We start from the raw sequence: 10,893 nt of genomic DNA on the forward strand, positions 1-10,893 counted from the left end.
TTTTTTATTTTGCTATAGAAAATTTTATGTTAAGGGCTAGATAGAAGAAAAAGAGTGAATGTAGTTTATGTGGAATGTAACGTAAAGAGAGAAATGATTGTACGTGTGGGTTATCCCGGAAAGGGACTAACTGTGATGGATTACATAAAGCATTAAACAAGTGGGAATTATATTCAAATCTTTAATAAATGTCTTTCTTTAACGGTTACATTAGTTTGGAAAACAATTAAAAAGTCGGATTTCTTATTTAAGGAATTCGACTTTTTTATGTTGAAACTGGATTAAAGGTTCGCTTTATCAAAATGTAGGGGTAATACAGTGATAGCTATTAAATGTTAAACGTACCATAAAAATTTTGAAAATAAATTGAAGGGAAATGATAAAAGACTTGAGTCGGAGGTAGTGGAGGATAACTATGGCTATAAATGGTAGTACTACTGGGGTGTGTACCATGATGCCAAAATGAGGGGGTAACTTGACCGGGAATTTGATATTGTTGCCAAGTGGCGGGAAGTTCAATTCCTACATCGGAGCTAGCTGTATGAACTGCAGGAACATGTATCCCAGGAGTCGAAGGAACTACGGCAGTTACTCTTAATAATACCCACATAAAATATTCACTCCTAAGTTGTGTTAATAAATTAGTATATTCTTTTCACGCTTATAAAGGTACATATATAGGACTTTCGTTTAAAACATGCGTACAAAGTCTTAAGACTAATGTAAGCTGATGGTGGACTATTTAATATGAAAAGATACGTCTATTTGCGGAGGGAAAAGAGATCAATAAAATGTACAATGAGGTTGTTAATCGTAATATTTTACGAGTGTATGGAGGTATTTTTATGGAACGATTATGGACGAAATCATTTATTCAAATGACTTTCGCAATGTTATTTTTATTTACAGGATTTTATTTACTTGTTCCAACGCTACCGCTCTTTATTAAAGAGATAGGTGGCAATGAATCGCAAGTTGGACTCATGATGGGGATGTTTACAATAGCTGCTGTAGTAATACGACCGATTATTGGAGGAATGCTAGATCAATATGGTAGAAGATCCTTTATTATTTTCGGACTCATCTTTTTTGGATTAACGATGTATTCCTATAATATAGCATCGACTATTGTCCTTTTAGCTGTTTTACGTGTTATTCACGGAGTAACATGGGCTGTTTCTACAACAGCTGTTGGAACAGCGATAACTGATATTATTCCAGATTCACGCCGTGGAGAAGGAATGGGCTGGTACGGGATGGCGATGACAATTGCAATGGCCATCGGACCTATGATTGGATTATGGGTTGTGCAAAATTATTCATTTAATGGTCTATTTTTATTAGCGACGTTGTTATCTTTTATGGCAGTCGTATTATCACTAATAACGAAGATGCCATTTACGCCACAAAAAGAAAAAGGGAAAATTCAGCTATTTGAGAAATCCGTATTAACAATCACGATTGTAGTATTCTTTTTATCGTTTGCATATGGAGGAATAACAACATTTTTACCGTTATTTGCATCATCAATTCATGTGAATCCGGGAACTTTCTTTCTTGTATATGCAATTGCATTAACAATTGTAAGACCAATTTCAGGAAAACTATTAGATAGATATGGAGAAGTATTCATCATACTCCCAGCATTATGTATTACTATTTTAGCTATAGTTGTTTTAACTATTTCGAATGGTTTGATAGGTGTAATTATCGCAGCAACATTATACGGTATTGGATTTGGTTCAGCGCAGCCAGCTTTGCAAGCGGCAATGCTTACAATTGTTGATCCGAGTAAGAGAGGAGTTGCGAACGCTTCATTTTTTACAGCGTTTGATTTAGGAATCGGGTTAGGTGCTATTTTACTTGGAGTGGTTTCACAAATGTTTGGTTATCGTATTTTATTTTCAGGGAGTGCAATTTCAGCATTAATAGCCTTAATTATTTTCGTCTTCTTTGTAAAACAGCGATTAGGAAAAAAAGAGTTTGCGTAAACTGGAGGAATAAAGATGGAAATTTCAATTGATCGTAAAGCTCTACAATGGTTCCAGGAAGAATTACGTATAAAGCACGGTGAATCTGTACGTTTTACTGTAAGGTATGGAGGGGGTAGTTCAATTCAGCCCGGATATTCTTTAGGGGTTGTTGCAGAGAAACTAGATGGGGAAATAGTGTCAGTTGAGAAGGAAGGTATTATATTTTTTGTAGATTCTGATGATCTTTGGTATTTTCAAAACTATGATTTATTTGTAAGTTATCATGAGGAAATGGAAGAAATTCAATTTAATTATGTAAAATAATAACTTTATTAAAAATGAATAAATTTTATATAAAAATTATATTTAAGAGATAGTGAAATAAATATCATATAGTAACGAGCTGTATTTGTGTACAGCTCGTTTTTTCTATTTCGCAAATAAAATTAGAATAATAGTATATTTGGCGGTGTTATATGAAGAATCTTTATATCTTGTTTTTAAAAATACGTAAAGAAGTCTATTCTTTCTTTATAAAACATAAGAATTATTTTCAAAAAATTGTATTGTTACAGTAAGAAAAGTGTAGGAAACTTATCATTATAAAATAAATTGAAATCTTCTAAAAACTCTGATACATTGAAATAGAAATGTAGTTTCACAATATTGTAAAGGCTTACAGTTATGTGCACGAAGATCTATTAGGATTGGAGGAAATAATGATGAAAGCTGAAGAAAAATTTTCCCCGGGATTAGATGGTATAGTGGCAGCGGAGACGAAGATATCGTTTCTTGACACAGTAAAAGGTGAAATTGTAATTCAAGGGTATGACTTAATCGAACTCTCAAAAACAAAAGAGTATTTAGACATTGTGCACCTTTTATTGGAGGAACACCTACCGAATGAGGATGAAAAAGCAACACTTGAAAAGAAATTAAAAGAAGAATATGCAGTACCAGAAGGTGTATTCAACGTACTAAAGGCATTGCCTAAAGAGACGCATCCTATGGATGGATTACGTACAGGTGTGTCGGCATTAGCTGGTTACGATAATGATATCGAAAACCGTTCGTTAGAAGTGAATAAAAGCCGAGGGTACAAGCTGTTAAGTAAAGTGCCAAACATTGTAGCGAATAGCTATCATATTTTAAATAATGAGGAGCCAATCGAACCTCTTAAAGAATTATCTTATAGTGCGAATTTCTTCTATATGTTAACTGGAAAAAAACCAACTGAACTTGAGGAAAAGATCTTTGATCGTTCCCTTGTTTTATATAGTGAACATGAAATGCCAAACTCTACATTTACAGCTCGCGTTATTGCATCAACACAATCAGATTTATATGGTGCTTTAACAGGGGCAGTTGCATCTTTAAAAGGAAGTTTACATGGCGGTGCAAATGAAGCGGTTATGTACATGCTTTTAGAAGCTGGTAATGTTGAGAAATTTGAAGAGTTATTACAGAAGAAACTATATAACAAAGAAAAAATTATGGGCTTTGGACACCGTGTTTATATGAAGAAAATGGATCCAAGAGCACTTATGATGAAGGAAGCTTTAAAACAGTTATGCGATGTAAAAGGTGATTATACACTATATGAAATGTGTGAAGCTGGAGAAAAGATTATGGAGAAGGAAAAAGGAATTTATCCAAATCTTGATTATTATGCAGCTCCAGTATATTGGATGTTAGGTATTCCAATTCAACTTTATACACCAATCTTCTTTAGCTCTAGAACAGTAGGATTATGTGCGCACGTTATTGAGCAACATGCAAATAATCGTTTGTTCCGTCCACGTGTAAATTATATTGGCGAGCGACATGTACTTAGTAAATAAGAACAACTGGGGAGTTGTTAGCGCCGCCCGCCAGATGGGTGTTTGACCGACACCCATCATTAATAATAACGAATTTTCGACAGAAAGGGAAGGATAGCATGATTAAAACAAATGAAATTAAGCAAAAAGATGCATTATTAGAAGAGATTACGGATTATGTATTGAATAAAGAGGTTACTAGTGCAGAAGCATTCAGTACAGCTCGTTACGTATTACTTGATACACTTGGGTGTGGAATTTTAGCACTGCAATATCCAGAATGTACGAAATTACTAGGACCAGTTGTGCCAGGAACAATCGTGCCAAATGGTACACGTGTACCAGGTACGTCTTATGTACTAGATCCAGTAAAAGGTGCATTTAATATCGGATGTATGATCCGTTGGTTAGATTATAACGATACTTGGCTTGCAGCAGAGTGGGGACATCCATCTGATAACTTAGGCGGAATATTAGCGGTCGCAGATTATATTAGTCGCGTTCGTATTTCAGAAGGAAAAGAAGCTTTAAAAGTACGTGAAGTACTAGAAATGATGATTAAAGCACATGAAATTCAAGGCGTGCTTGCTTTAGAAAATAGCTTAAACCGCGTTGGTCTTGACCATGTATTGTATGTAAAAGTAGCTACAACTGCCGTAGTTGCAAAAATGCTTGGCGGAACACGTGAAGAAATCTTTAATGCATTATCACATGCATGGATTGATAATTCTAGTCTTCGTACATATCGTCATGCTCCGAATACTGGCTCACGTAAATCATGGGCAGCAGGTGATGCAACAAGCCGCGGTGTTCATCTTGCAATGACTGCTCTAAAAGGTGAAATGGGTTATCCAACAGCATTATCTGCACCAGGATGGGGATTCCAAGATGTATTATTTAACAAACAAGAATTAAAATTAGCTAGACCACTAGAGTCTTATGTAATGGAAAATGTATTATTTAAAGTATCATATCCAGCAGAATTCCATGCACAAACAGCTGCAGAATGTGCAGTGAAGTTGCATCCGGAAATTAAAGAAAGATTAGGTGAAATTGACCGTATTACAATTACAACTCATGAATCAGCAATTCGTATTATTGATAAAGAAGGTCCATTAAATAACCCAGCTGATCGTGATCATTGCTTACAATACATTACCGCAATTGGTTTATTAAAAGGAGATATCGTTGCAGACGATTATGAAGATGCAGTAGCAAACGATCCACGTGTAGACGAATTACGTAATAAGATGGTTGTTGTTGAAAACAAACAGTACAGTTTAGATTACCTTGATCCGAACAAGCGCTCAATCGCCAACGCTGTTCAAGTTCACTTTAAGGATGGCACAGTAACAGAAAATGTGGAATGTGAATATCCACTTGGTCACCGTTTCCGTAGAGACGAAGCAATTCCAAAAGTTATTCAAAAATTCACTGCAAATATGGCAGGTCATTATTCTAGTAAGCAACAAGAAGAAATTCATGAAGTTTGTTTAAATGAAGAAAAACTAGAAAATATGAATGTAAACGAATTTGTAGATCTATTCTTAATTTAATAATAGGGGGAATTTAGAATGGCTTGGGTTGTGAAAAAGCAGTCAACACAAGAGGAGCTTGCGAATCGATTCCGAGCTTTAGTAGAAGCAAATGAAATTTTGCAAATTCCAGGTGCTCATGATGCAATGGCGGCTTTAGTTGCAAAAAATACAGGTTTTTCAGCTCTTTATTTATCCGGAGCTGCTTATACTGCAAGTAAAGGTTTACCAGATTTAGGTATCGTGACGTCTACTGAAGTGGCTGAGAGAGCAAGAGATTTAGTAAGAGCTACAGACTTACCTGTTCTTGTTGACATTGATACAGGATTTGGTGGTGTACTAAATGTAGCGAGAACAGCTGTAGAAATGGTGGAAGCGAAAGTAGCAGCTGTCCAAATTGAAGATCAACAATTACCAAAAAAATGTGGACATTTAAATGGTAAGAAACTTGTTACTACAGAAGAATTGGTTCAAAAAATTAAAGCGATTAAAGAAGTTGCACCGAGCTTATACATTGTAGCACGTACTGATGCTCGCGGCGTTGAAGGATTAGATGAAGCAATTGAAAGAGCAAATGCATATGTAAAAGCAGGTGCAGATGCAATTTTCCCTGAAGCGCTTCAATCAGAGGAAGAATTCCGTCTATTTAATAGTAAGGTAAATGCACCTTTACTTGCGAATATGACTGAATTCGGAAAAACTCCATATTATAGTGCAGAGGAATTTGCGAACATGGGCTTCCAAATGGTTATTTATCCTGTAACTTCACTTCGCGTTGCAGCGAAAGCGTATGAAAATGTGTTTACTTTAATTAAAGAAACAGGTTCTCAAAAAGATGCACTTTCTAATATGCAAACGAGAAGTGAATTATACGAAACAATTTCATATCATGACTTTGAAGAGTTAGATACTGGTATTGCAAAAACAGTATTATCAGAAGATCAATAGATAAAGCAGTGAAGGCGATGAAAATACATCTTTGGCAAAATAAAATGCTTGATGTGAAAAATCATCGCCTTCTATTTTCAAAAAAGATATTCCACTCATCGTAGACGAGCATAAGCAAAAAGCTATGAAGGCCGAATGATAGGGGGATACATATGGAGCAAACGAAGTTACCATGGGATGAATTTTTTTCACTCAATAAAGATATAAATCATACTTACTTTACACCAGAAGATTTTTCAGGTGATGAAGATTTAATCGCAAAAACGACAGAACAATTCGTTAAACAAGAAATTGTTCCACAAATGGAGAATATTGAACAACATAACTATAAAGTTTCTCGTCAATTATTTGAGAAAGCTGGGGAACTTGGATTATTAGGCATTGAGGTACCAGAAGATTATGGCGGGTTCGAGTTAGGAAAGGCTGTCTCAGGTCTTGTAGCAGAGAAAATGGGTTACGCTGGTGCATTTAGCGTTTCATTTAATATACACGCTGGTGTCGGTACATTGCCTTACATATATTACGGAACGAAAGAACAGAAAGAAAAATATTTACCAAAAATCGCATCGGGAGAATGGATTGGGGCTTATGCTTTAACTGAGCCAAATGCTGGTTCGGATGCATTAAGTGCAAAAACGAGCGCAGTATTGAATGAAGAGGGAACAGCTTGGAAGTTAAATGGTGAGAAGCAATGGATTACAAATGCTCATATGGCAGATGTATACGTTGTTTTTGCGAAGACAAATAAAGGAATGACAGCATTTATTGTCGAAAGAACATGTGAAGGTGTATCCATTGGGTTAGAAGAAAAGAAAATGGGTATTAAAGGTTCTTCAACGGCGACTCTTATTTTAGAAGATGTTGTCATCCCTGTTGAAAATGTTTTAGGGGAAGTTGGGAAAGGGCATCACGTAGCTCTTAATATTCTTAACTTTGCTAGACTTAAACTTGCTTTTGGAAATATTGGAACAGCAAAACAAGCAATTGGTTTGTCAGTTCAATATGGAAAAGAGCGAAAACAGTTCCAAACGGAATTAGTAGACTTTACGATGATTCAAGAGAAAATTGCAAATATGATCATTGCTACATATGGAGCAGAAAGTGCAGCTTACCGTACAGCAGGTGTAATTGATGAAGCAATTCATGAGAGCGATGAAGATCTTATGAAAAAAATGTCTCAATTTGCAATTGAATGTGCACTAAATAAAGTAAATGCTTCTGAAACACTTGCTTATATTGTAGATGAAGCTATACAAATTCATGGTGGTTACGGTTATATGCAAGAGTATGAGGTAGAACGATTATATCGTGATGCTAGAATTAGTCGTATTTTTGAAGGAACGAACGAAATTAATAGATTAACAGTTGCCAAAATGTTAATGAAGCAAATCGAACCATTAGAAGATACTGAAGTAGAAAGTGATGTAGCAAATGTCGAAAGAAACCATCGTTACATTTTATTAGCGAAAAAATTGTTGAAACAATCTTTGAAAACGCTCTCTAAAACTCCAAGTCTAAAAATCGACCAAGAACAAGAATATTCACGTGTAATATCAAATATGTTGACGGACGTGTACGTCATGGAATCAGCGTTTTTACGTACGAGAAAAGCAGTAAGTAAAAATGGTGAGGAAAAAGAACGTACGAAGCAACAAATAACGGATGTTATTTGTGAAGAAGGATATCGTAAAGTAGAAGAAGCGGCGATTTCTGTACTTTCAGCGGCTGTCACAGAAGAACAAGATAGACATGTGATTTTAGCTGAAATCCGTCAATTATTAGTACCTTTATACACGAACGTATTTACGAAGAAGAGAGAAATTGCGAAAGCTATTATAAATCGTGGGAAATATATTGTGTAAATAGGAGGAAAGCGATATGAAAAAGATTGGTTTTATCGGTTTAGGTAACATGGGTCTTCCGATGTCAAAAAATCTAGTTAAATCAGGTTACACAGTATATGGCGTGGACTTAAATAAAGAGGCAGAAGCGTCCTTTGAAAAAGAAGGCGGAATTATCGGTCTATCAATCTTAAAACTAGCAGAAACATGTGATGTAGTTTTTACAAGTTTACCTTCACCTCGCGCTGTTGAAGCGGTATATTTTGGAGCAGAAGGATTATTTGAAAATGGTCACTCGAATGTAGTTTTCATTGATACAAGTACGGTATCGCCGCAGTTAAACAAACAATTAGAGGAAGCTGCAAAGGAAAAGAAAGTAGACTTTTTAGCAGCACCTGTGAGTGGTGGAGTAATCGGAGCCGAAAACCGTACATTAACGTTTATGGTTGGTGGATCAAAAAAGGTATATGAGAAAACGGAATCTATCATGGGCGTACTAGGCGCGAATATTTTCCACGTTAGTGAGCAGATTGATAGTGGTACAACTGTTAAGTTAATTAATAACTTATTAATTGGTTTTTATACAGCTGGTGTGAGTGAAGCTTTAACATTAGCAAAAAAGAACAATATGGATTTAGATAAAATGTTTGATATTTTAAATGTAAGTTACGGTCAAAGTAGAATTTATGAACGTAATTTTAAAAGTTTTATAGCACCTGAAAACTACGAGCCAGGATTTACTGTGAACTTATTGAAGAAAGATTTAGGATTTGCAGTTGACTTAGCTAAGGAAAGCGAACTCCATTTACCGGTAAGCGAAATGTTATTAAACGTATATGACGAAGCGAGTCAAGCTGGATATGGTGAAAACGATATGGCTGCTTTATATAAGAAAGTTAGCGAGCAATTAATTTCTAATCAAAAATAAATTATACAAAGGAGAGAATACAATGATTACAACTGAAATTAAACGAGTAAAAAATCACATTAACGGTGAGTGGGTTGAATCGACAGGTACGGAAGTAGAAGCAGTTCCAAATCCAGCGACTGGAAAAATTATCGCTTACGTTCCACTATCTCCAAAAGAAGATGTTGAAAAAGCTGTTGAAGCGGCAAAAGCAGCATTCGAAATGTGGTCTAAAGTACCAGTTCCGAATCGTTCAAGAAATTTATATAAATATTTACAGCTATTACAAGAAAACAAAGATGAGCTTGCGAAAATCATTACGCTAGAGAATGGTAAGACGCTAACGGATGCAACAGGTGAAGTACAGCGTGGTATTGAAGCGGTAGAACTTGCAACATCTACACCAAATCTAATGATGGGTCAAGCGCTGCCGAATATTGCTAGCGGAATTGATGGATCAATTTGGCGCTACCCAATCGGAGTTGTTGCTGGTATTACGCCGTTTAACTTCCCGATGATGATTCCGTTATGGATGTTCCCACTTGCAATTGCTTGCGGTAATACATTCGTATTAAAAACATCGGAAAGAACGCCACTTTTAGCGGAGCGACTTGTAGAATTATTCTATGAAGCAGGTTTCCCAAAAGGCGTATTAAATTTAGTACAAGGCGGAAAAGATGTTGTAAATAGCATTTTAGAAAATAAAGATATTCAAGCTGTTTCGTTCGTCGGTTCTGAGCCAGTAGCTCGTTACGTATATGAAACAGGTACGAAACACGGAAAACGTGTACAAGCGTTAGCAGGTGCGAAAAACCATGCGATTGTAATGCCAGATTGCAATCTTGAGAAAACAGTACAAGGTGTAATTGGATCTGCATTTGCAAGTAGTGGAGAGCGCTGCATGGCATGCTCAGTAGTAGCAGTAGTGGATGAAATTGCTGATGAATTCATTGATGTATTAGTAGCAGAAACGAAAAAATTAAAAGTAGGCGATGGCTTTAGCGAAGATAACTATGTTGGACCATTAATTCGTGAATCTCATAAAGAGCGCGTTTTAGGCTATATTAATAGTGGTGTAGCAGATGGGGCAACTTTATTAGTAGATGGCCGTAAAATTAATGAAGAAGTTGGAGAAGGTTATTTTGTAGGTGCGACAATCTTTGATGGCGTGAATCAAGAAATGAAAATTTGGCAAGATGAAATTTTTGCTCCAGTATTAAGCATTGTACGTGTTAAAGATTTAGAAGAAGGTATTAAACTAACAAATCAATCTAAATTTGCAAATGGTGCGGTTATTTATACGTCAAATGGTAAACATGCACAAACGTTCCGTGATAACATCGATGCTGGTATGATTGGTGTAAATGTAAATGTTCCAGCACCAATGGCATTCTTCGCATTTGCAGGAAATAAAGCTTCATTCTTTGGTGATTTAGGTACAAATGGTACAGATGGCGTTCAATTCTATACACGTAAAAAAGTTGTAACTGAGCGCTGGTTTTAATAAAGAGTAGACTGTCAGATTAGTTGTGAAATGAAAAACACCACTATTAATAGTGGTCAGAGTGTTGGGAAACCCTTTAGGGTTCCCCACACTCTGGAATCATTTTGATTTTAGCGAATAAAAACAACATAAAATAATAGAGTTTCAAAAAAATAGCCCTCCACCAGACCTTTTTTGGTCAGATGGAGGGCTATTTTTTTCATGTTTTGACAAGTTGCGGTGAGATAAGCCTGCATTTGGACAGACTTCAGCCCCCGAAATCGAGCATATCGATAGCCATGTAGTTCTTTGGCGTCCGCAAAGCTTCGCTCTATAGTTGAACAGCGTACTTTGTACAACTTTTTCCCTGTAACTGTTAGTTTGTT

Annotated in this window: 9 protein-coding genes and 1 pseudogene; 8 read left to right on the top strand and 2 right to left on the bottom strand. The window is 36.0% G+C overall.

Annotated elements, in window-relative coordinates; all coding sequences use genetic code 11:
- Nucleotides 1-328 precede the first annotated feature (328 nt).
- Entirely contained in the window at nucleotides 329-610 is a 282-nt protein-coding gene (locus C4S65_RS09985) for a hypothetical protein (RefSeq protein ID WP_061667587.1), read from the bottom strand.
- 235 nt (nucleotides 611-845) lie between these two features.
- Here C4S65_RS09985 and C4S65_RS09990 point away from each other — a divergent pair, with 235 nt between their 5' ends.
- The 8 genes from C4S65_RS09990 (at nucleotide 846) to C4S65_RS10025 (ending at nucleotide 10,528) form a co-directional block, all read left to right on the top strand.
- Complete coding sequence (locus C4S65_RS09990) at nucleotides 846-1,991, top strand: MFS transporter (RefSeq protein ID WP_042973301.1); 1,146 nt, start codon at nucleotides 846-848, stop codon at nucleotides 1,989-1,991.
- Nucleotides 1,992-2,006: 15 nt separating this feature from the next.
- Nucleotides 2,007-2,297, top strand: coding sequence for an iron-sulfur cluster biosynthesis family protein (locus C4S65_RS09995; RefSeq protein WP_098838375.1), 291 nt, complete (start codon nucleotides 2,007-2,009; stop codon nucleotides 2,295-2,297).
- Between the two features lie 395 nt (nucleotides 2,298-2,692).
- Entirely contained in the window at nucleotides 2,693-3,814 is a 1,122-nt protein-coding gene (gene mmgD / locus C4S65_RS10000; protein ID WP_001987369.1) for a citrate synthase, read from the top strand.
- A gap of 98 nt (nucleotides 3,815-3,912) precedes the next feature.
- Nucleotides 3,913-5,349, top strand: a complete 1,437-nt coding sequence (gene prpD, locus C4S65_RS10005; RefSeq protein WP_000598124.1) for a 2-methylcitrate dehydratase — start codon at nucleotides 3,913-3,915, stop codon at nucleotides 5,347-5,349.
- A gap of 18 nt (nucleotides 5,350-5,367) precedes the next feature.
- Nucleotides 5,368-6,276, top strand: a complete 909-nt coding sequence (gene prpB / locus C4S65_RS10010; protein WP_000312640.1) for a methylisocitrate lyase — start codon at nucleotides 5,368-5,370, stop codon at nucleotides 6,274-6,276.
- A gap of 152 nt (nucleotides 6,277-6,428) precedes the next feature.
- The gene (locus C4S65_RS10015; RefSeq protein WP_098838374.1) at nucleotides 6,429-8,138 is read left to right on the top strand and encodes an acyl-CoA dehydrogenase family protein; all 1,710 of its coding nucleotides are present in this window, start codon (nucleotides 6,429-6,431) and stop codon (nucleotides 8,136-8,138) included.
- A 16-nt stretch (nucleotides 8,139-8,154) separates the two neighbouring features.
- On the top strand, nucleotides 8,155-9,045 hold the full coding sequence (locus C4S65_RS10020) for an NAD(P)-dependent oxidoreductase (protein WP_061667583.1): 891 nt from the start codon (nucleotides 8,155-8,157) through the stop codon (nucleotides 9,043-9,045).
- Nucleotides 9,046-9,067: 22 nt separating this feature from the next.
- Nucleotides 9,068-10,528 (top strand): CoA-acylating methylmalonate-semialdehyde dehydrogenase, encoded by a 1,461-nt coding sequence (locus C4S65_RS10025; RefSeq protein ID WP_061667582.1) that lies wholly within the window; start codon nucleotides 9,068-9,070, stop codon nucleotides 10,526-10,528.
- A 99-nt stretch (nucleotides 10,529-10,627) separates the two neighbouring features.
- Here C4S65_RS10025 and C4S65_RS10030 read toward each other — a convergent pair.
- Nucleotides 10,628-10,893: pseudogene (locus tag C4S65_RS10030) on the bottom strand (transposase); the annotation flags it as partial.

Origin of the sequence: Bacillus sp. ok061 (genome assembly GCF_900108285.1) — a bacterium.
Taxonomy (GTDB): domain Bacteria; phylum Bacillota; class Bacilli; order Bacillales; family Bacillaceae_G; genus Bacillus_A; species Bacillus_A thuringiensis_S.